Source organism: Dactylosporangium sp. NPDC050688 (assembly GCF_040654515.1).
Lineage (GTDB): Bacteria > Actinomycetota > Actinomycetes > Mycobacteriales > Micromonosporaceae > Dactylosporangium.
Genome location: NZ_JBFAIC010000064.1, coordinates 24945 through 44644 on the forward strand (window position 1 = coordinate 24945; position 19700 = coordinate 44644).

The 19700-nt window shown below is 72.4% G+C and carries 21 protein-coding genes and 1 pseudogene; 15 read left to right on the plus strand and 7 right to left on the minus strand.

Translation table 11 applies throughout. From position 1 onward, the window contains the following. Nucleotides 1-12: 12 nt before the first annotated feature. Nucleotides 13-1278 carry an MFS transporter gene (locus tag AB0H83_RS40600; RefSeq protein ID WP_360105296.1) on the minus strand — a complete coding sequence of 422 codons (1266 nt, stop codon included), beginning with the start codon at nucleotides 1276-1278 and terminating at the stop codon, nucleotides 13-15. A 182-nt stretch (nucleotides 1279-1460) separates the two neighbouring features. Here AB0H83_RS40600 and AB0H83_RS40605 point away from each other — a divergent pair, with 182 nt between their 5' ends. Further along, nucleotides 1461-2213, plus strand: a complete 753-nt coding sequence (locus AB0H83_RS40605; RefSeq protein ID WP_360105299.1) for a phosphoglyceromutase — start codon at nucleotides 1461-1463, stop codon at nucleotides 2211-2213. A 60-nt stretch (nucleotides 2214-2273) separates the two neighbouring features. Here the strand turns inward: AB0H83_RS40605 and phoU are convergent, their stop codons facing one another. Continuing rightward, entirely contained in the window at nucleotides 2274-2930 is a 657-nt protein-coding gene (gene phoU, locus AB0H83_RS40610) for a phosphate signaling complex protein PhoU (RefSeq protein WP_360105302.1), read from the minus strand. A 193-nt stretch (nucleotides 2931-3123) separates the two neighbouring features. Here phoU and AB0H83_RS40615 point away from each other — a divergent pair, with 193 nt between their 5' ends. Both AB0H83_RS40615 and AB0H83_RS40620 read left to right on the plus strand, forming a co-directional pair. Then, on the plus strand, nucleotides 3124-4212 hold the full coding sequence (locus tag AB0H83_RS40615) for an ATP-binding protein (RefSeq protein WP_360105394.1): 1089 nt from the start codon (nucleotides 3124-3126) through the stop codon (nucleotides 4210-4212). 77 nt (nucleotides 4213-4289) lie between these two features. Then, a complete protein-coding gene (locus AB0H83_RS40620; protein ID WP_360105305.1) occupies nucleotides 4290-4973 on the plus strand; it encodes a response regulator transcription factor in 684 nt (227 codons plus the stop codon). A gap of 44 nt (nucleotides 4974-5017) precedes the next feature. On the opposite strand, the gene AB0H83_RS40625 is transcribed toward AB0H83_RS40620, so the two are convergent. Together AB0H83_RS40625 and AB0H83_RS40630 are read right to left on the minus strand one after the other, a co-directional pair. Beyond that, nucleotides 5018-5647, minus strand: coding sequence for a PilZ domain-containing protein (locus AB0H83_RS40625; protein WP_360105308.1), 630 nt, complete (start codon nucleotides 5645-5647; stop codon nucleotides 5018-5020). 44 nt (nucleotides 5648-5691) lie between these two features. After that, nucleotides 5692-6339, minus strand: a complete 648-nt coding sequence (locus AB0H83_RS40630) for an acyltransferase (protein ID WP_360105311.1) — start codon at nucleotides 6337-6339, stop codon at nucleotides 5692-5694. 92 nt (nucleotides 6340-6431) lie between these two features. On the opposite strand from AB0H83_RS40630, the gene AB0H83_RS40635 reads away from it, so the two are divergent. Beyond that, nucleotides 6432-6647, plus strand: coding sequence for a hypothetical protein (locus tag AB0H83_RS40635; protein WP_360105314.1), 216 nt, complete (start codon nucleotides 6432-6434; stop codon nucleotides 6645-6647). Nucleotides 6648-6719: 72 nt separating this feature from the next. Here AB0H83_RS40635 and AB0H83_RS40640 read toward each other — a convergent pair whose 3' ends face one another. Continuing rightward, on the minus strand, nucleotides 6720-7553 hold the full coding sequence (locus AB0H83_RS40640) for a hypothetical protein (protein WP_360105317.1): 834 nt from the start codon (nucleotides 7551-7553) through the stop codon (nucleotides 6720-6722). A 43-nt stretch (nucleotides 7554-7596) separates the two neighbouring features. On the opposite strand from AB0H83_RS40640, the gene AB0H83_RS40645 reads away from it, so the two are divergent. Beyond that, a complete protein-coding gene (locus AB0H83_RS40645; protein WP_360105320.1) occupies nucleotides 7597-8526 on the plus strand; it encodes a Ppx/GppA phosphatase family protein in 930 nt (309 codons plus the stop codon). 40 nt (nucleotides 8527-8566) lie between these two features. Beyond that, nucleotides 8567-9367 carry a sugar phosphate isomerase/epimerase gene (locus AB0H83_RS40650; RefSeq protein ID WP_360105322.1) on the plus strand — a complete coding sequence of 267 codons (801 nt, stop codon included), beginning with the start codon at nucleotides 8567-8569 and terminating at the stop codon, nucleotides 9365-9367. A gap of 104 nt (nucleotides 9368-9471) precedes the next feature. Here the strand turns inward: AB0H83_RS40650 and AB0H83_RS40655 are convergent, their stop codons facing one another. After that, nucleotides 9472-9672 carry a cold-shock protein gene (locus tag AB0H83_RS40655; protein WP_033363450.1) on the minus strand — a complete coding sequence of 67 codons (201 nt, stop codon included), beginning with the start codon at nucleotides 9670-9672 and terminating at the stop codon, nucleotides 9472-9474. Nucleotides 9673-9874: 202 nt separating this feature from the next. Then, nucleotides 9875-10462, minus strand: a complete 588-nt coding sequence (locus AB0H83_RS40660; RefSeq protein WP_360105325.1) for a CGNR zinc finger domain-containing protein — start codon at nucleotides 10460-10462, stop codon at nucleotides 9875-9877. Between the two features lie 78 nt (nucleotides 10463-10540). On the opposite strand from AB0H83_RS40660, the gene AB0H83_RS40665 reads away from it, so the two are divergent. The 9 genes and pseudogenes from AB0H83_RS40665 (at nucleotide 10541) to AB0H83_RS40705 (ending at nucleotide 19614) form a co-directional block, all read left to right on the plus strand. After that, nucleotides 10541-11461: a proline dehydrogenase family protein gene (locus AB0H83_RS40665; RefSeq protein ID WP_360105328.1), complete on the plus strand. Its 921-nt coding sequence runs from the start codon at nucleotides 10541-10543 to the stop codon at nucleotides 11459-11461. Between the two features lie 91 nt (nucleotides 11462-11552). After that, nucleotides 11553-13466 (plus strand): basic secretory protein-like protein, encoded by a 1914-nt coding sequence (locus tag AB0H83_RS40670; protein ID WP_360105397.1) that lies wholly within the window; start codon nucleotides 11553-11555, stop codon nucleotides 13464-13466. A gap of 35 nt (nucleotides 13467-13501) precedes the next feature. Further along, nucleotides 13502-14860, plus strand: coding sequence for an HlyD family efflux transporter periplasmic adaptor subunit (locus tag AB0H83_RS40675; protein WP_360105331.1), 1359 nt, complete (start codon nucleotides 13502-13504; stop codon nucleotides 14858-14860). Next, nucleotides 14857-15528: pseudogene (locus AB0H83_RS40680) on the plus strand (ABC transporter ATP-binding protein); the annotation flags it as partial. The gene AB0H83_RS40675 and the pseudogene AB0H83_RS40680, both read left to right, overlap by 4 nt. Next, nucleotides 15528-16712 (plus strand): ABC transporter permease, encoded by a 1185-nt coding sequence (locus tag AB0H83_RS40685; RefSeq protein WP_360105333.1) that lies wholly within the window; start codon nucleotides 15528-15530, stop codon nucleotides 16710-16712. The pseudogene AB0H83_RS40680 and the gene AB0H83_RS40685, both read left to right, overlap by 1 nt. Before the next feature lie 140 nt (nucleotides 16713-16852). Next, nucleotides 16853-17068, plus strand: a complete 216-nt coding sequence (locus AB0H83_RS40690; RefSeq protein WP_033363444.1) for a helix-turn-helix domain-containing protein — start codon at nucleotides 16853-16855, stop codon at nucleotides 17066-17068. A 122-nt stretch (nucleotides 17069-17190) separates the two neighbouring features. Next, nucleotides 17191-17292, plus strand: a complete 102-nt coding sequence (locus AB0H83_RS40695; RefSeq protein ID WP_007465623.1) for an AURKAIP1/COX24 domain-containing protein — start codon at nucleotides 17191-17193, stop codon at nucleotides 17290-17292. A 223-nt stretch (nucleotides 17293-17515) separates the two neighbouring features. Then, a complete protein-coding gene (locus AB0H83_RS40700) occupies nucleotides 17516-18571 on the plus strand; it encodes an NAD-dependent epimerase/dehydratase family protein (protein ID WP_360105337.1) in 1056 nt (351 codons plus the stop codon). Further along, nucleotides 18568-19614, plus strand: a complete 1047-nt coding sequence (locus tag AB0H83_RS40705; RefSeq protein ID WP_360105340.1) for a lysophospholipid acyltransferase family protein — start codon at nucleotides 18568-18570, stop codon at nucleotides 19612-19614. Before AB0H83_RS40700 ends, AB0H83_RS40705 begins: the two co-directional genes overlap by 4 nt. Nucleotides 19615-19700 lie beyond the last annotated feature (86 nt).

Consider the following 19700-nt stretch of genomic DNA (forward strand, 5'->3'; position numbering starts at 1 on the left):
GGAAGGCGGCGTCTACCCCGCGGCGGGCACTTCTAACCTGTGCCGTTCCTCCTTGCGGCGCAGCGCGGCGCGGCGCTCCCGGGCCGGCTGGATCAGCAGGTGCCCGGCCGCGGCGAGCAGGCCCAGCCCGCCGCAGATCACCCAGTGCCAGTCGCCGAGGAACTCCAGCCCGGCGCCGCCGGCCGCGGGCGCGATGAAGCTCGCCGCCGGGAAGACGAGATAGAAGACGCTCTGGTACCGCCCGCGCAACGCCTCCGGCGACAGCTCCGCGATGACGGCCGCGTTCGGCGGCGCGGCGAGCATCGAGCCGACCGTCCACACGGTCGCGGCGAGCAGGTAGCCCGGCGCGTCGTCGGCGAGCGCCACGCAGGCGAACCCGAGACCGAGGAACACGTTGGCGACGGCGAGCGTGGTGCCCTTGCGCCACCGGTCGATGAGCCTCGGCACGAACAGCTGCCCGGCGACGATGAGCAGGCCGGCGTACGCGACGACCGAGCCGTACACGGTGGGGCGCAGCCCGTCGGCGGTGATCGCCAGCGGCAGGATCGTCGAGCTCTGCAGGGTGACGACCGCCAGGAGCAGGCTCAGCCCGACGAACGACACGAACGCGCGGTCGGTCAGCGCCGTGTGCAGCCCGCCCCGCGGCTCCCGGCCGGCCCGGTCAGAGCTGATCACAGAGCTGATCACAGGGCTGATCACGGGCCGGGTCTCGCGGACCTTCCACAGCAGCAGCACCGCGGTGGCCAGCGTGCCGGCCGCGTCGACCGTGAACAGCAGGGTGAAGCTGACCTCGGCGAGCAGCCCGGCGAGGAGCGACGCCGCGGCCATGCCCAGGTTGAACGCCCAGAACTGCAGGTTGAACGCCCGGCTGCGGTCCGGCGCGGGCACCACGTCGACGATCGCGGCGACGAACGCGGGGCCGGGCATCGAGTGCATGAGGCCGAGTAGCGCGGCGAGGGCCGCGATCACCGGGACGTCCTCGGTCACCGCGAGCCCGCCGAGGAACACCACGGCGCCGAAGTGCGCGAGCAGGAGCGTCGGCCGGCGCCCCCACCGGTCGGCGAGCACGCCGCCGAGCAGGACCCCGGCCATGCCGCCGACACCGTAGAGGCCGACGACGAGGCCTGCGGCGCTGGGCTTGAGATCGCGTTCGGAGGTCAGGTACAGGGAGAGCACCAGCGCGACGAACCCGCCGACCCGGTTGATCAGCATGCCCGTCCAGAGCAGCCAGTACATCCTGGGCAGCCCACCGACGGTGGACCGGTACCAGTCGCGCACGATGGTTCTCCAGTAATGGTTAACGTTATTAACAGTTAGATCGTAGCCAGCTCGTCCGCGGTCCCGGCGGCGGTGGCCGGATCGGCCACCCGGCTCCCGCCCGGTAAGTAGCGGAAGAGGTTCGCACCCTTACATCGGAGGTCCGGTGCTGGCGAAGTGGTTCCGTGCGGGAAGATGGCGGCATGAGTGAAGTCGGGACACTGGTGCTCTTGCGGCACGGTGAGAGCGAGTGGAACGCGAAGAACCTGTTCACCGGCTGGGTCGACGTGGACCTCAGCGCCCAAGGAGAGGCCGAGGCCCGCAGGGGCGGCGAGCTGCTCCGTGAGTCCGGTCTGCTGCCGGATGTGGTGCACACGTCAGTGCTGCGCCGTGCCATCCGCACCAGCGAGATCGCCCTGCACGCCGCCGACCGGCACTGGATCCCGGTCCAGCGCAGCTGGCGGCTCAACGAGCGGCACTACGGTGCCCTGCAGGGCAAGAACAAGAAGCAGACGCTCGAGGAGTTCGGCGAGGAGCAGTTCATGCTCTGGCGCCGCTCCTACGACGTGCCGCCGCCGCCGATCGCCGACGACGACGAGTGGTCGCAGATCGCCGACCCGCGCTACGCGAAGCTGCCGCCGGACGTGCGCCCCCGCACGGAGTGCCTGAAGGACGTCGTGCAGCGCATGCTGCCGTACTGGTACGACCAGATCGTGCCGCAGCTGCTGGCCGGCGCCACGGTGCTGGTGGCGGCCCACGGCAACTCGCTGCGGGCCCTGGTGAAGCACCTCGACGGCATCTCCGACGAGGCCATCGCCAAGCTCAACATCCCCACCGGCATCCCGCTGCGCTACGACCTCGACGCGGCGCTGCGGCCGGTCACCGCCGGCGGCACCTACCTGGACCCGGAGGCGGCCAAGGAGGCCGCGGCCGCGGTCGCCAACCAGGGCCGCTGACCGACCCGACGAAGGAGGGGGCCCGCACGCGGGACCCCCTCCTTCGGTGTTGCAGGTGTCTCAGGCCTGGGCGGTGTCGAACGCCTCACCCGTGACGAGGAACACCACGTGCCGGCCGGCGTTGACGGCGTGGTCGGCGTACCGCTCGTAGAAGCGGCCGAGCAGCGCGGTGTCGACCGAGGCCTGGGTGCTCTCGGTCCACTTCGGGCCGAACATCGTCTCGAACAGGCTGGTGTGCAGCCGGTCCATCTCGTCGTCGTCGCGGTCCAGCTGCCCCGCGGCGACCACGTCGAGGCTGGAGATCGCCCGGGAGATCTTGCCCGCGATCCGGTCGGCGACCGAGCCCATCTGCTCGAACGTCTCGGTCAGCGGGACCGGCACGGCCACCTCGGGCAGCCGCCGCAGCGCCGTCTTCGCGACGTGGTCGGCGAGGTCACCCATGCGCTCGAGGTCGGTCGCGAGGTGCAGCGCGGTCAGCACCACCCGCAGGTCGGAGGCGACCGGGGCCTGGCGGGCGCACAGGTCGTACACCTTGTCCTCGACGAGCCGGTAGAGGGCGTTGACCTCCGCGTCGCGGGCCACGACCTCCTCGGCCTCGGTCTGGTCGGCGGTGAGCAGGGCCTTGGTGGCCCGGATCATGGCGCTGCGCACAGCGTCGGCCATCGATACCAGTAGACGGTTGACCTGCAACAGGTCGGCACGGTATTCGTCGCGCATGGTTCTCCTATCGTGGTGTCCCTCACGGTAGGTCGCGGTCCGGGGCGCCCGGTGAACTTCACCCCGCCGCTGGGTGAACACTGGATGATGTGCGCCCGTTTCGTGCCCTGGACCACCGTCCGTCGGGTAGGCGACCTCCTACGATCAGGTCGTGGAGTGGAAGTTCCGGCAGGCGAAGGCCGACGGCGCGGCGATGACCGAGATCCTCGACGCGCTGCTCGTGGGCGTCGTGGTCCTCGACGACGCCGACCGGCCCGTGCTGGCCAACGCGGCGGCCCGCGAGATGGGTCTCATCCGGCAGCGCCAGGGCGTGGGGGAGGAGGCGCACACGATCGTGCGCACCCTCGCCGGCCAGGTGCGCCGCAGCGGGGTGACCCGGGTCGTCGAGCTGGACCTGCCCCGCCTCACCCCCGGCGACCCGCTCGGCGTCAATGTGCGCGCGGTCGCGCTCGACGGCGGCCGGGTCGCGATCGAGGCCGCCGACGTCACCGAGGCGCACCGGGTCGCCCGGGTCCGCCGCGACTTCGTCGCCAACGTCAGCCACGAGCTCAAGACCCCGGTCGGGGCGCTGCAGCTGCTCGCCGAGGCGCTGCTGGACGCGACCGACAAGGACCCGGCCGCCGCGATCCGTTTCGCGGAGCGGATCAAGCACGAGTCGGCGCGGCTCGGCCGGCTCGTCTCGGAGTTGCTGGAGCTGTCCCGCCTGCAGGGCGCCGAGCCGCTGCCCGAGCCGGAGCCGGTCGACGTCGACAAGATCGTCGCCGAGGTGCTGGACCGCACCAAGACGCCCGGCTCGGCCAAGCGCATCGAGGTCGCGTCGCGGGGCGTGCGCGGCCTCACCGTCTACGGCAGCGAGAACCAGCTCGTCACCGCCGTGGTCAACCTGGTGGAGAACGCGATCGCCTACTCGCCGGAGTCGACCACGGTCACCATCACGACCGGCCGCTCGGCCGCCCCCGACGCCGGTCGCTCGGCCGACACCGGTCCCGACGCCGGGCACGTCGAGATCGCCGTCGTCGACCAGGGCATCGGCATCGAGCCCCGTGATCTCGACCGGATCTTCGAGCGGTTCTACCGGGCCGACCGGGCACGCTCGCGGGCGACCGGCGGGACCGGCCTCGGCCTGGCGATCGTCAAGCACATCGCCACCAATCACGGCGGCCAGGTCGACGTGGTCAGCACCGTCGGAGTTGGCTCGACGTTCACCTTGCGGCTGCCCGCGCGTCCGACGGAGGCCGCGTTGGCGATACCGCCGTCCGTTGAGATCGGAGGCACCCCATGATTGTGACCCAATCGCAACATCTGACCCGCGGTTCGCAGCGCAGTGCGGTTCCCCGGCAGCTACGAAAGGACAGCACGTTGGCGCGCGTACTCGTGGTCGAGGACGAAGAGTCCATCTCCGACCCGTTGTCATACATGCTCCGCCGGGAAGGCTTCGAGGTCTCCGTCGCGGCGACCGGCACCGAGGCCCTCACCGAGTTCGACCGCACCGGGGCCGACATCGTCCTGCTCGACCTGATGCTGCCGGAGATGTCCGGCACCGAGGTCTGCCGCCAGATGCGCACCAAGTCCAACGTGCCGATCATCATGATCACCGCGCGGGACAGTGAGATCGACAAGGTGGTCGGCCTGGAGATCGGCGCCGACGACTACGTCACGAAGCCCTACTCGCCGCGCGAGCTGGTCGCCCGCATCCGGGCCGTGCTGCGCCGGCAGGTCGACGCCGTCGGCGAGCTCGCCCCGCCGACCCTGTCCGCCGGCCCGGTCCGCATGGACGTCGACCGGCACGTGGTGACGGTCGCCGGCGACGCCGTACAGCTGCCGCTGAAGGAGTTCGAGCTGCTCGAGCTGCTCCTGCGCAACGCCGGCCGGGTCCTCACCCGCGGCCAGCTGATCGACCGCGTCTGGGGCGCCGACTACGTCGGTGACACCAAGACCCTCGACGTGCACGTCAAGCGGCTGCGCTCGAAGATCGAGCCGGAGCCCTCGGCGCCGCGCTTCATCGTCACCGTGCGCGGCCTGGGCTACAAGTTCGAGCCGTAAGCCCACCCGCGGGCCCATGCGCCGTTGCGTGAGGCACTCAGGGGTTATCCGGCGTTCGCCACCGACTCGCGGGCCCTGCGGCGTTCCTCCATCTCGCGCCGCAGGACGTACCCGCGGATCGCGCGACCCATCAGCTCCGTCGTCTCGTACGTGATGATCACGTCGAACGCCTCGTTCTCCGGGTCGCGGCGCACGAACAGCACGGTGCCGCGGATCGCGATCGTCTCGTCGTCCAGCGCGATCCGCAGGTCGACCCGGTCGTCGCGGTCGAAGCGGTCCTCGTGCATCCGGCACCGCACGCCGCCCTCGGACAGGTCGACGACCCGCCCGGCGAACGCGGTGCCGTCCTTGGACACCTCGACGCCCTCGCCGCCGCCGCCACGCACGTAGTTGCGCCGCGTCTGCAGCCGCACCGACCCGACCGCCTCCAGCGACCAGCGCGGCGGCTGCTCCCGGCTCAGCTCGACCAGCCGCACGTCCACCGCCTGCCGGCGGTCGCCGGCCACCCAGGCCAGCTCGACGGAGCTGCCGAGCTTCGGCATGTCGGCGCCGTTGACGCCGAACGGCGCGGCGACGATCAGCCGCTTACCGGCGACGTCCTCGACACGGGACTGATAGGCCTCGCCGTCCATCAGCACCACGTCGACCAGAGCGTTGATCGCGGGCAGGGTCACATCTGCAGATTCGGCCGATCGCCCGCCGACTTGAGGTGGACGTGTTACGAGTCCAGTGCCTCGCGCCACTCGTACGGCCGGGCGAAGTGCCCGGGGGCGCACACCAGCTCCGACGTCTTGCGCTTCTCCCGGGCCGGGCTGCCCGCGACCACGGTGTCCGGCGCCACGTCCCTGGTCACCACCGACCCCGCCCCGACCAGCGCCCGGGCGCCGATCCGCACGCCGGGCAGGATGGTGGCGTTGCCGCCGATCGAGGCGTCGTCCTCGACCGTGGCGCCGCCGACGCACTCGTCGTACCGGGGGCATGGCGGGTGCGGGTCGTCGGTGAAGACCACGCCCGGCCCGAGGAACACCCGGCGCCCCAGCGTCACGTTCTCCAGGAAGCAGTGCGAGTGGACCCGGCTGCCGTCGCCGATGCGGTTGCCGGGCTCCAGCACCGCATTCGTGCCCACCGAGCAGCCGTCACCGATGACGTTGTTCTCCCGGATCATCGCGCCGTGCCCGGACTGGAACCGCGCCCCGATCCGCGCCCCCGCGTAGATCACGGTCCCGGACCGGATCCTGCTGCCTGGCCCGATGATCGTCGGCAGCTCGCCGGGCGCCGCGCCGCGCGGCGGCACCCCGATCCGGGCACCGGGCTCCACCACGGTGCCCTCGCCCAGCTCAACCCCGGGGAAGATCTCTTCGGTCACCGCATGAACCTATTGCACCGCCGCGCAGATCCGGTGGCGAGTTCCCGCGTTGTCGCACACTCGACAGCCGCGACCCCGTAGCGTTTGCAGAGGTGCGCAGCCTGAACTCCGGCACCGCCGGGACGATCATGATGCTGATCGGCGTGCTTCTCGCCGCCAGCTCGACCTGGACCGCGATCACCCGCACCCACTGGCCCCAGGCCCTGCCGAGCATCCTCGTCGGCCTGTCACTGACGGCAGTCGGCTACTCGCTGTTCGCAAGGTCCCGCCGCGCCCGCCCCGGCTCCGCCCCAGGCGACGACGACTGACCCGCACCGCCCGCACCCGCCCCGGCTCCGCCCCGGCGACATGACCCGCACCGCCGGCCGGCGCCCTGGGCGTCAGGCGCGGCGGGTCGGCAGCAGGGTCAGCGCGACCGTCGTGGCCGGGTGTGGCGCGATCATGCCCTGCTGCGCGCGCTCCGCGCACAGCGCCGCCAGCTTCGCGTACGCCGCCGCGCCGATGAGTGCGGTCAGCTCAGCCGCGTACTCCTGGTACAGCCGCTTCGTGCCGACGTGCGCCTCCGGCGAGGACGTGCACCACCAGTGCAGGTCGTGCCCGCCTTCGCCCCAGCCGCGCCGGTCGAACTCGCCGAGCGTGGACACGAGGACCTTGGTGCCGTCGGGCCGCTTGCGCCAGTCCTGGTCGCGGCGCACCGGCAGCTGCCAGCACACGTCCGGCTTGTACTCCAGGGGGTGCACGCCGTCGCGGAGGGCCTGGCCGTGCAGGGCGCACCCGCCGCCGCCGGGGAAGTCGGTGTCGTTCTGAAACACGCACCCGGCGCCGGGCCGGGTGGCGGTGCGCAGCGCCTTGGACTCCCCGTCGATCGTGTCCCATTCCGTGTACTGCTTGAACCCGCGCCGGTAGTGCTGCCAGTGCTCGGGCGTGAGGCGCTTCGCGGCGGCCCGGACCCGCTTCTCGTCGTCGGCGTCGGTGAAGAACGCGCCGTGGGAGCAGCAGCCCTCCTCGGGTTTGCCCTCGATGATGCCGTGGCAGCCGCGCCCGTACACACACGTCCAGTTCGACAGCAGCCAGGTCAGGTCGGCCCGCACGAGATGGTCGGCGTCCGCGGGGTCGGAGAACTCCAGGTACTCCCGGGGGAAGTCGAGGTCGACCTCGAGGTCGCGCGGCGTGTCGGAGTCGCCGATGCTGTCGACCGCGACGTGAATCTCCATTTGACAAAGCGTACGCGGTGGACCGCGGCATTACGGTGATGGGATGCGGCTCGGTGTGCTCGACGTCGGCTCCAACACGGTGCACCTGCTGGTGGTCGACGCCCATCACGGTGCCCATCCGTGGCCGGCGCACTCGCAGAAGGCGGAGCTGCGGCTCGCCGAGAAGATCGGCAAGGACGGCGAGCTGAGCCGGGCCGGCGCCGACAGCCTGGTCGGCGCCTGCGCCGAGGCCCGCGACGCGGCGGCCGCGCTGGAGACCGAGGACCTGCTCGCGTTCGCCACCTCGGCGGTGCGCGACGCCACCAACTCGGCCCGGGTGCTGCGGCGGGTCCGCGAGGAGACCGGCGTCGACCTGCAGGTCCTGTCCGGCGAGGCCGAGGCGATCATGACGTTTCTCGCGGTCCGCCGCTGGTTCGGCTGGTCGGCCGGGCGGCTGCTGGTGATGGACATCGGCGGCGGCTCGCTGGAGCTGGCCGGCGGCATCGACGAGGAGCCCGACGTGGCGCTGTCCGTGCCGCTCGGCGCGGGCCGGCTGACCCGGGAGCGGCTCGACGGGGACCCGCCGAGCAAGGCGTCGGTCGACGCGCTGTGCGACTACGTGGAGGCCGAGGTCGCGAGGCCGGCGAAGCGGCTGCTGGACACCGGCTGGGACCGGCCGGTCGCCACGTCGAAGACGTTCCGGACGCTGGCCCGGCTGGCCGGCGCCGCGCCGTCGGGCGCCGGGCTGCGCGTCCCGCGGCGGCTCACCAGGACGGGCGTGCACCAGGTCCTGTCGTTCATCCGCCGGATGCCGTCGGCGGCCCTGGCCGAGATCGACGGGGTCAGCCCGGGCCGGGCGCACCAGATCCTCGCCGGCGCGGTCGTGGCCGAGGTCACGATGCGCAGCCTCGGCATCGACGAGATCGAGATCTGCCCGTGGGCGCTGCGCGAAGGGGTGATTCTTCGCCGGCTGGAGGTGTTGGAGTCGGGTTGATCGACGGGAGACGCTACCGGGCCGGGGTTAGCCTGGTGGAGTGAGTCCTCGAGTGCCGGTCCTGTTGTCCACCTCGTCCGTCTTCCCCGAGCCCACCGCGGCCGGGTTCGAGATGGCCGCCGCCGTCGGTTACGACGGCGTCGAGGTGATGGTCTGGTCCGATGCCGTGAGCCAGGACGCGGGCGCCCTCGCCGGGCTGTCCAGGCACTACGGGGTGCCGGTCCGGTCCGTGCATGCCCCGTGCCTGATGGTGACCCAGCGGGTGTGGAGTCCTGACCCGTGGGAGCGGCTGCGGCGGGCCGCGCTGCTCGCCGACACCCTCGGCGCGCCGGTCGTGGTGGTGCACCCGCCGTTCGCCTGGCAGCGCGACTACGCGCGGACGTTCGAGACCGGGCTGGCCCGCCTCGGCAAGGCGTTCCCCGGGATCCGGTTCGCGGTGGAGAACATGTTCCCGCTGCGCGGCGTCGGGCGCGAGTTCGTGCCCTACGCGCCGGGCTGGGACCCGACGGTCATCGGCTTCGACGCGTACACCCTGGACCTGTCGCACTGCGCGGCGTCACGGACCGACGCGCTGGGCCTCGCCGACACGATGGGGGCGGGCCTGGCCCACGTGCACCTCGGTGACGGCACCGGCAAGGGCCGCGACGAGCACCTGGTCCCCGGCCGGGGCACCCAGCCGTGCGCGGAGCTGCTGGAGTCGCTGGGGAGGCGCGGGTTCACCGGGTCGGTCGCGGTCGAGGTCGGCACGCGTAAGGCGGGCAGCCGGGCGGAGCGGGAGGCGGACCTCGCCGAGTCGCTGCGCTTCGCCCGCCAGCACCTCGCCACCCCGTCGGTCGTCTGAGCGGTCCCGGCCGCGCGGCCGGCGGTGGCAGGGAAAGGCCCGGAGCGGCGGCGGCAGGGAAAGAGCCCGGCACGCCGCTGCGCGCCGGGCCGTGAAGTCGACGGTCAGATCTTGCGGACGGCCTCGGCCTGCGGCCCCTTCGGACCCTGCTTGATCTCGAACTCGACGCGCTGGTTCTCGTCGAGGCTGCGGTACCCGTCCTCGGCGATCGCGGAGAAGTGGACGAAGACGTCGTTGCCGCCGTCGACGCTGATGAAGCCGAAGCCCTTCTCAGCGTTGAACCACTTCACGGTTCCCTGTGCCATGGTGCTGTTTCTCCTTCGTAGGGCGTTGTGATCCGGTGCGGTACCCGGTGTCGACGGCCGTATACAGGTGCCACGACCCAACATCGCCCTGCCCCAAACATCCGACATATCCGAAATTTCGGTCGTGTCGGGTGCGCGGGAAAGCGAACCACATCACGCAAGATATGCCGAAGTCGGCTGCGTCCGTGGCCGTTTCCAGCACTTACGCGGTGACGACCGCCCGGTCCGCCTCGCCGGCCCCGACCTGCGACGGTGCCCGTGTGGTGCCCGTTTCCGCGGCACGCTTGCGGGCCCGGTGCGCCGCGACGTGCGACCGCGTCGCGCACCGCTCCGAGCAGAACCGGCGGCAACAGTTGGACGACGTGTCCAGGTAGACGTTGCCGCAGCGCTCGTCGGCGCACACGCCGAAGCGCGAGCTGCCGTGCTCGCACAGCCACACCGCCAGCCCCCACGCCGCGCCGGCCAGCAGCTCCGAGCTGACCGACGAGCCGCGGCCGGTGACGTGCATATGCCAGTCATGGGTGTCGTGCCCGGAGATGCGCGGCTGCATCGGATACGCCTCCAGCAGCGCATTGAGCTCGGCGACGGCCGCGATGTCCCGGCCGGAGGAACCGTGCTCGAACACCTCCCGCAGCCGCTTGCGGGCGCGCCGGAACGCGATCAGGTCGCGCTCCGTCGCCTCGGCGGTCTGCCAGCTGTCCTCGCCGAACAGCGCGGCGAGATCCTGCATGCTCTCGAGCGGCGCGTTGACGATGTCGACAGCGGTCCGCGCATACGCGTCGAAGTCCACCCGACCAAGGTAGTCAAGAAATGCCACACTGGCGACCAGGCGTCACCGGTGGCGGGTGGTTCTGTCTACGCTCGGCACATGCTCAGATCGGTCATCCTCGCCGCGGCCCGCTCACATCGGGTCGAGCGGATCGTTGAAACCGCCCCGGTCAGCCGGAGCATCGTTCGCCGTTTCATCGCGGGCGAGCACGTGGACGACGCGTTACAACGCACCCGCGAGCTCGTCGCCGACGGACTGGCCGTCACCATCGACCACCTGGGTGAGGACACCACCAACCCCCAGCAGGCCGAGGCGACCCGGGACGAATACCTGCGCCTGCTCGACGCCCTGCACGCCGCCGAGCTGACCCCGGCCGCCGAGGTCAGCCTCAAGCTCTCCGCCCTCGGCCAGGTCTTCGACGAGAAGGTCGCCTACGAGCACGCCCGCGCCATCTGCGCCAAGGCGAGCGAGGCCGGCACCACCGTCACCCTCGACGCGGAGGACCACACCACCACCGACTCCACCCTGGAGGTCCTCGGCCGGCTGCGCGCCGAGTTCCCGACCACCGGGGCCGTGTTGCAGTCGTACCTGCGCCGCACCGAGGCCGACTGCCGCGAGCTGGCCGTCGCCGGGTCCCGCGTGCGGCTGTGCAAGGGCGCCTACAAGGAGCCGGAGTCGGTCGCCTACCAGTCCCGGCTCGACGTCGACAAGTCCTACGTGCGCTGCCTCAACGTGCTCATGTCCGGCGCCGGCTACCCGATGCTCGCCACGCACGACCCGCGGCTGGTCGCGATCGGCGAGGACCGGGCCAAGTGGTTCGACCGCAACCCCGACGAGTTCGAGTTCCAGATGTTGTACGGCGTGCGCCCCGACGAGCAGCTCAGGCTCGCCCGCCTCGGGTACACCGTGCGGGTGTACCTGCCGTACGGCACCCAGTGGTATGCGTACATGATGCGGCGCCTCGCCGAACGCCCCGCCAACCTCGGGTTCCTCGCCCGGGCGGTCTCCTCGCGCGGCTAGACGGACATAGCCGGAGGTTACGGGCTTACCCAGCATCTCGTCCGTATGGGCGACGCGGCACCTTGACCGGGTCGCGTACGTTCCGGCAGTGATGCAGGGGGATGAGTCTGACGCGACCCGCCACCCGGGACCGGACACCGCACCGGGCCAGGTGGCGGATTCCGTGGCGCCCGCCCGCGCCCCGCTGCCGCAGCAGCGCACCCCCGCAGAGCAGCCCGCCGAGCAGGTCGCGGCGCCCACCTCGACCCCGTGGACCTGGGCGCCGCCGGCGCCGCAGCCGTCCGCGCCGCAGCCGTCCACGCCCCTGCGACCGGCGACCTCCGCCGAGCCGGTCGCGCCGTGGCCGCCGGTCGGCCCGTTCCCGCCGCGGATGGGCAACACCGGCCAGCAGCCGATCGTCCGGCCCCGGGTCGGCGACACCGGCCAGCACCCGGTCGTCCAGCCGCGGACCTCTGCGGGCCACCCACCGCCGCAGCCGATGCCCGGCGAGCCCGTTCGGCCGACGCCGGGCGGGGCGCCGCAGACCGGGGCCTTCCCGGCCGGGCCGCACCTCGGCGTGCCGTCGCAGGCCGGGCCGCAGATGTACCCGCCGCAGCCCGGGCCGCAGACGTACCGGCCGCAGCCGCCGTACCCGGGACCGCCGTATCCGCCGCAGACCTATCCAGGGTTCGGCGGCTACCAGCCCTACCCGCCGCCGGCCCCGCCACGGCGCTCCAAGATCACCGGGCTGCGCGCCGCGCTGCTCGTCGCGCTCGCACTGGTGCTGGTCACGCCGCCGGCGGCGATCGCGTTCGAGACGGTGCGCCGGGAGCGGACCGCGGCCGGCACCGCCCAGGGCGTCGACCCGGGCGGCAAGGCCGCTGGCGAGACCGGCGGCCGGCCCGGCACCAGCGGCACCCCGAAAGGCTCCGCGCCGGCGTCCGTCGACGGCAAGGTCAAGCAGGCCCTCGCCGACCAGGGCAAGGCGCTGCTCAGCGGCGACACCGCCGGGTTCGTCGCCGCCGTCGACCCGTCCGCGGGCGCCCTGCGCGAGGAGCTCACCCGGCGGTTCAACTCGCTGCGCCAGCTGCAGGTCAAGGTGTGGGAGCCGACGGTCCTCGACGCCGTCGAGGTCGCCGCCGACAACACCGCCGACGTGATCGTCTACGTCAAGTACTGCTACGTCGTGACCACCTGCGACCCGATGAACATCGAGTCGAAGACGAAGTGGAACGTCACCGGCGCCGGCGTGAAACTGCTCGAGTTCGGCGTCGCCGAGGACCTCGGCCCGCGCCCCTGGGAGCGCAGCGAGCTGCGGGTCTCGGTCGGCAAGCGGGTCATCATGGCGACCACCCCGAAATACGCGTCGCGGCTGGGCACCCTGCTCTCGGCGGCGGAGAAGGCCGCCGAGCTGGCCGACCGCTACGCGAAGTGGAGCCCGCCGCCGTCCCGGTACGTCGTGTACCTCGCCGGGCCGGAGGAGTGGTCCACCTGGTACGGCATCAAACAGGAGAGCTGGGTCGCCGGCTTCGCGCTGCCGCTGACCGCCGACGCCACCGAGATCGTGCTCAACGCCAACCGGGTCGACACGAAGGAGACCCTGGACGTGCTGCGGCACGAGTTCACGCACGTGGTGACCCTCGCCACCGTGCAGCGCGCCTACGACCAGACGTGGTGGCTCGTCGAGGGCATCGCCGAGTACGTGCGCGTGCAGGGCCTCGGCGGCCGCTTCGACGACGTCGCCTCGGTGCGCAAGTACGTGCAGAGCGGCCGCTGGCAGAACGAGATCGCGATGGACGACCCGCCGGAGGGCAGCACGGCCGCCGACGTCAGTGGCCGGTACGGCATCGCCTACCTGGCGGTCAACCGGATGGCGGAGCGCTTCGGCGAGCAGAAGATGCTCGAGTTCTTCGACCGGACCGCCCGGCAGGGTGACGCCCTGCAGGACGCCGCCATGAAGGTCTACGGCGTGTCCTGGGACGGCGTCGCCACCGACTGCGTGAAGTACGTGCGCAGCCACGCCTGATCGACGCCCGTGCACGGCGTGGCAGACTTGCGGGCGTGCATCGCGTCCCCCCGCGTGTCCAGCTGCTTGTCGCCGTCCTCACCGTCTTCTCGCTCACCGGCGCGTCCTGCGGCGACGAGCAGGACGACATCGGGCTCGGCACCGCCGGCCGCGGCGACGTGGTCGAGGTCGTCGACGCCCCCGCCACCGTCACCGCGCGGGCCGCGGCGACCCTGACGGCCGCCGCCGACGGCACCCTCGCTGCCCTCGCCGTGCGCCCCGGCGACACGGTGCAGGCCGGGCAGGTCCTCGCCGTCGTCGACTCCCCGTCCGCGCAGCAGCGGCTGCGCAGCGCCGAGGAGGCCCTCGACGCGCTCAGGAGCGCCGGCGGCGGGGGAGGCGGCGTCAAGAACCTCTCGGCGACGCAGCAGAAGACCGACGCCGCCGCCGCGAAAGCGTTCGGCGAGGCCCGTAAGGCCGCCCAGGTCATCGCCGACGCCGGGGTACGGGCCGGGCTCCTCGCCCAGATCGACTTCGCCGAGAAGTCCTACCAGGAGGCCGCCGCGTCCGCCCGGGCGGTCATCGCCGCCGTCCAGCGCGGCCTGGCCAGCGTCACGAAGGCGATGGCTGCGCTGACCGCCGCCCAGCGCAGCCAGGCACAGGCCGCGTACGACCTGGCGAAGTCGACCGTCGACGCGCTGACGCTGCGCGCCCCCGTCGCCGGCATCGTGCAGCTCGGCGGCACCTCCGCCGCCGCGGCACCGTCGATCACGGACCTGCTCGGCGCCGCGGCCGGCGGCCAGGCGCCCGCCGCGGCCGGCGCCGCCACCGCCGCCGGGGGCGCCGCCGGTCCGGGCGTCGACCCGGCCGTGCCCGTCGGCGGGCAGGTCACCGCCGGCACCGCCATCCTCACCGTCGTCGACGTGTCCGAGCTGGGGCTGATGGCCGAGGTCGACGAGACCGACGTCCTGCTCGTCCAGCCCGGCGTCACCGCCAGGGTCGAGCTCGACGCCGCACCCGGCGCCACCTACGAGGCGACCGTCACCTCCGCCGACGTGCTGCCGTCGACGTCGGCGCGCGGCGGCGTGTCGTACCGGTCGCGGCTCACGCTGGGCAAGGGCACCTTCGCCGACGGCCGCCCCGCCCCGGCGCCGCGCCCCGGCATGAACGCGGTCGCACACCTGCAGGTCCGCCAGATCCGCGACGCCGTGACCGTGCCCGCCGCGGCCGTGTTCAACGTCGGCGGCAAGGACGTCGTGTGGCTCGTCCGCGACGGCAAGGCCGTCCAGGCCACCGTCAGCATCGGCGTCGCCGGCCAGGACCGGGTCGAGGTCCTCAGCGGCGTCGCCGACGGCGACCGGGTCGTGGTCCGCGGCACCGACAAGGTCACCCAGGGCATGGACCTGCCCCGATGACCGCGGCCCTCGTCGCGCGGGACGTCACCCGGGAGTACGCCCTCGACGGCGTCACCGTCCCGGCGCTGCGCGGGGTCAGCTTCACCATCGACGCCGGCGACTACGTGGCGATCATCGGCCCGTCCGGGTCGGGCAAGTCGACGCTCATGCACCTGCTCGGCGGCCTGGACCGCCCGACCGCCGGCTCGCTGCGCATCGGCGGCCGCGAGATCGCCGACCTCGACCCGCAGGCCCTCGCGAAGCTGCGCAACGAGACGATCGGGTTCGTCTTCCAGTCCTTCCACCTGCTCGCCCGCACCAGCGCCGTCGACAACGTGGCGCTGCCGCTGGTGTACCGGGGCGTGCGGGCCGGCGAGCGGCGCCGCCGCGCGGCGGCCATGCTGGAGCGGGTCGGCCTCGCCCACCGCCTCGACCACCGGCCCAACCAGCTGTCCGGCGGCGAGCAGCAGCGGGTCGCGATCGCCCGGGCCCTCGTCACCGACCCGCAGGTGCTCCTCGCCGACGAGCCGACCGGCAACCTCGACACCCGCAACGGCCAGGCGGTCCTCGCCCTGCTCGAGGCGCTCAACCGGGAGCAGGGCGTCGCCCTCGTCATCGTCACCCACGACAACGAGGTCGCCGACCGCGCCCACCGCAAGATCGTCATGCGCGACGGCGAGATCGTGTCGTGAGGTTCGCCGAGGCCTGGCGGGTCGCCATCGACGCGCTGCGCGCGAACCGGCTCCGCTCCACGCTGACCATGCTCGGCGTGATCATCGGCGTGGCCGCGGTCGTCGTGCTCGTCGCCATCGGCACCGGTACCAAACAACAGATCGAACGGCAGGTCGAGGGCCTCGGCTCGAACCTGCTCATCGTCCTGCCCGGGCAGGTGAGCCTCGGCTCGGCACCGTCGGTGTCGCGGATGGACCTCGACGACGTCGACGCCGTGGCGAAGATCGTCGGGGACCGCAACCGGGTCGCCGTCACCGTCGCCTCCGGCGAGACCGTCGCCGCGGGCACCGTCGACACGTTCGCCACGATCAACGGCGTCATCGAGACCACCCCGCAGGTGTTCGTGCGCAGCCTGGCCCGCGGCACGTACCTGAGCCGCAGCGACGTCGACACGCAACGCCGCGTCGCCGTGCTCGGCTGGAGCGTCGCCAAGACCCTCTTCGGCGACCGCGACGCCGTCGGCCAGCAGATCACCATCGCCGGCGTCCGCTTCCGCGTCATCGGCGTCTTCGCCCAGCTCGGGCAGAGCCTCGGCGTCGACCGCGACAACGAGGTCCACGTCCCGATCACCACCGCACAGCGCCTCCTCGGCACCAACCGCGTCGACGGGATCGCGATCAAGGCCCCGAACCGGGCGGAGATCGACGATCTCAGCGGCCGCATCATCGCCGAGCTCGCCCGCCGCCACCCCGGCACCGAGTTCAGCGCCGTCACCCAGGAGCAGATCCTCGGCGTGCTCGGCGACATCCTCGGCGTGCTCACCGGCGTCCTCGCCGCGATCGCCGGCATCTCCCTGCTCGTCGGCGGTGTCGGCGTCTCCAACATCATGCTCGTCTCCGTCCGCGAACGGACCAAGGAGATCGGGCTGCGCAAGGCCGTCGGCGCCCGGCCCCGCGACATCGGCGTGCAGTTCCTGCTCGAGGCGGTGCTGCTCACCACCCTCGGCGGGTGCGTCGGCATGGCCCTCGGCATCGGCGCCGCCCTCGTCGTGGCCGCCCTGTCCCCGGTGCCGGCCGCGATCACCTGGTGGTCCCTCGCGCTCGCCTTCGGCGTCTCCGCGGCCGTCGGCATCATCTTCGGCGTCGTCCCCGCGCAGCGCGCCGGGCGCCTGGACCCCGTCGTCGCGCTGCGCACGGAGTGATCCGGCTCCGGCGGGGCGCCGACTTGACCTTGGGGAGGAAAGAATCCGACGAAGCCAGGGCGCAAGTCACAGCAGTACCGTTACCGTACTGATAACACGCTGATTCATCAGTTCGGCGCGCACGCTGGTCGGAGGTCGCGATGTCTAGCACGCCACATACCACCGAAGGCCGGTTGGGCGAGGTCAGGTTTCTCACGGTCGCCGAGGTGGCAACCCTGATGCGGGTGTCCAAGATGACCGTGTACCGCCTGGTCCACGCCGGGGACCTGACCGCCGTCCGGGTGGGCCGGTCGTTCCGGGTGCCGGAGCACGCGGTCGACGCATACCTACGCGAAGCGTTCCGCGAGACGGCCTGATCACCACCACCGGTGGGCCCGCTTTTCCGATCACGCGGGGGTGCGGCTACGCTGGAGCCGCTAACCATGTCTTCGGCGTGCCAGCGATGGCACGCGTTCCGCTGTTTCGAGGAGATACCCGTATGGGCTCGGTGGTCAAGAAGCGCCGCAAGCGTATGGCCAAGAAGAAGCACCGCAAGCTGCTGCGCAAGACCCGCGTCCAGCGTCGTCGTCTCGGCAAGTAGCAGCGCGTCGGCGATCCACCCCGGTTCGCTCGCACTCGCATCCACAGCAGCGCAACGCTGCGGTCGCTCACCACGAGTCCGGGCCGGCACCACAGGTGCGGGCCCGCTCGGGGGCGGCGCCGCGGATGTGATGGCGTGAGCGGGCCGGAGCGCAGCGGAGGAGCCGCGAACCATGGGCGCAGTTCGGCTCGCGGTGGCACCGGAGCGCAGCGGAGGTGACGGCGTGAACACGCCACGGGTCGTCCTGGTCACCGGGGTCGGCCGGTATCTCGGCGCACATCTGGCCGCCCGGCTCGCCGCCGATCCCCGGATCGAGCGGGTCGTCGGCATCGACAGCACGGCACCGTCCGGCGAGCTCGCCGCGGTGCTCAACGACGTCGACGTGCACCAGATCGACCTGCGCACCCCCGGGGTGCTGCGGGTGCTCGTCGACGCCCGTGTCGAGGCGGTCGCGCACCTCGCCGTGACCACTGCCGCCGACCAGCACGGCGGCCGCGCCGCGATGAAGGAACTCAACGTCATCGGCACGATGCAGCTGCTCGCCGCCTGCCAGCAGGCGTCCCGGCTGCGCAAGCTGGTGGTCCGCTCCTCCACCGCGGCCTACGGTGCGTCGTTCCGCGACCCGGCGATCTTCACCGAGGACACCGAGCCGCGCGAGATCCCGCGCGGCGGCTTCGCCAAGGACGTCCTGGACATCGAGGGCTACGTCCGCGGGTTCCGCCGGCGCCGCCCCGACGTCGCCGCCACCGTGCTGCGCTTCGCGCCGTTCATCGGCTCGACCGTCGACACCAGCCTCACCAGGTACTTCGCCGCGCCCGTCGTGCCGACCGTCTTCGGTCGCGACCCGCGGCTGCAGTTCCTGCACGTCGACGACGCGTTCGAGGTCCTGCACCGCTCCGTGGCCGAGTCGCACCCAGGCACGTTCAACGTCGCCGGCGGCGGCACCCTCACGCTGTCCCAGGCCGTCCGCCGCGCCGGCCGGATCACGTTCCCCGTCGTCGAGCCCGGCCTCGGCGCCGCCGCCGGCCTCGGCCGGGGCAACGTGTCGTTCGACCAGCTCGACCTGTTCGTCCACGGCCGGGTCGTCGACACGAGCAGGCTCATCCGCGAGTTCGGCTTCACCCCGCGCACCACCGCTGAAGCCTTCGACGAGTTCGTCCGCAGCCGCCGCTCCGGCGAGGCACTCCCGGCCGAGCGCATCCGCGCCCTCGAACAGACCCTGCTCGAAGGCTTCCGACGGACCCGTGCGGCACGCGCCGCGTTGGAGGCGGGCAAATGACCGACCCTGGTCGCTTCGACCCTGGTCTGCCTGATCCTGGTCTTCCCGAGCCGGCCCCGTCCGCGCCGTCCGGCGACGCCGACCGTTCCGGCGACGCCGACCGTTCCGGCGGCGCTTCCCGCGACGCCGGTGCTTCCGGCGAGGCCGGCGGCGGTGCTTCCCGCGACGCCGGCGGCGGCGCTTCCGCCGAGGCCGGTCTCCCTGACGAGTGGGACGACCGGGTGGCCGGGGCGCTCGCCTTCGTGCGCGAGCGGCTCACCGGCGACTACGAGGTCGACAACTTCGGCTTCGACCGCCACCTCACCGACGGCGTGTTCCTGCCGCTGCTGCGCCCCCTGTACCGGCAGTGGTTCCGCACCGAGGTCTTCGGCGTCGAGCACCTGCCCAAGGAGGGCCCCGCCCTCGTCGTCGCGAACCACTCCGGCACCGTCGCCCTCGACGCCCTGATGCTCTCCGTCGCCGTCCACGACGAGACCGCCGCCCGCCGCCACCTGCGCCTGCTCGGCGCCGACCTGGTCTTCCGCCTGCCCGTGCTGTCGGAGATGGCCCGCAAGTCCGGCGCCACCCTCGCCTGCAACCCCGACGCCGAACGCCTCCTCGGCGAGGGCGAGCTCGTCGGCGTCTTCCCCGAGGGCTTCAAGGGCATCGGCAAGCCCTTCGCCGAGCGGTACAAGCTGCAACGCTTCGGCCGGGGCGGCTTCGTCTCCGCCGCCGTGCGCACCGGCACCCCCATCGTCCCGGTCTCCATCGTCGGCGCGGAGGAGATCTACCCCCTGATCGGCAACCTGCGGCCGCTCGCCCGCCTGCTGGGCGCTCCGTACTTCCCGGTCACCCCGACGTTCCCCTGGCTCGGCCCGCTCGGCATGGTCCCCCTGCCGAGCAAGTGGCTCATCGAGTTCGGCGAACCCATCCCGACCGCCGACTTCGTCGACTCCGCCGACGACCCGATGGTCGTGTTCAACCTCGCCGACCAGGTCCGCGAGACGATCCAGCAGACCCTGTACAAACTCCTCGACCGCCGGCCGGACGCCTTCTCCAGCTGATGCGCTGACCACGAACGCGCACGGTGTCGGTCAGGCCGCCGTCCGGGTGGGCCCGGCGGATCGATGTGAGGGCGGTGAGGGTGTTC

Excerpts from the sequence above, each read along its gene's own strand:
- AB0H83_RS40670 (WP_360105397.1), top strand. The coding sequence starts at position 11,553 with ATGCAGGGGGATGAGTCTGACGCGACCCGCCACCCGGGACCGGACACC.
- AB0H83_RS40645 (WP_360105320.1), top strand. The coding sequence starts at position 7,597 with ATGCGGCTCGGTGTGCTCGACGTCGGCTCCAACACGGTGCACCTGCTG.
- AB0H83_RS40665 (WP_360105328.1), top strand. The coding sequence starts at position 10,541 with ATGCTCAGATCGGTCATCCTCGCCGCGGCCCGCTCACATCGGGTCGAG.
- AB0H83_RS40615 (WP_360105394.1), top strand. The coding sequence starts at position 3,124 with ATGACCGAGATCCTCGACGCGCTGCTCGTGGGCGTCGTGGTCCTCGAC.
- AB0H83_RS40690 (WP_033363444.1), top strand. The coding sequence starts at position 16,853 with ATGTCTAGCACGCCACATACCACCGAAGGCCGGTTGGGCGAGGTCAGG.
- phoU (WP_360105302.1), bottom strand. The coding sequence starts at position 2,930 with ATGCGCGACGAATACCGTGCCGACCTGTTGCAGGTCAACCGTCTACTG.
- AB0H83_RS40705 (WP_360105340.1), top strand. The coding sequence starts at position 18,568 with ATGACCGACCCTGGTCGCTTCGACCCTGGTCTGCCTGATCCTGGTCTT.
- AB0H83_RS40640 (WP_360105317.1), bottom strand. The coding sequence starts at position 7,553 with ATGGAGATTCACGTCGCGGTCGACAGCATCGGCGACTCCGACACGCCG.
- AB0H83_RS40655 (WP_033363450.1), bottom strand. The coding sequence starts at position 9,672 with ATGGCACAGGGAACCGTGAAGTGGTTCAACGCTGAGAAGGGCTTCGGC.
- AB0H83_RS40695 (WP_007465623.1), top strand. The coding sequence starts at position 17,191 with ATGGGCTCGGTGGTCAAGAAGCGCCGCAAGCGTATGGCCAAGAAGAAG.
- AB0H83_RS40605 (WP_360105299.1), top strand. The coding sequence starts at position 1,461 with ATGAGTGAAGTCGGGACACTGGTGCTCTTGCGGCACGGTGAGAGCGAG.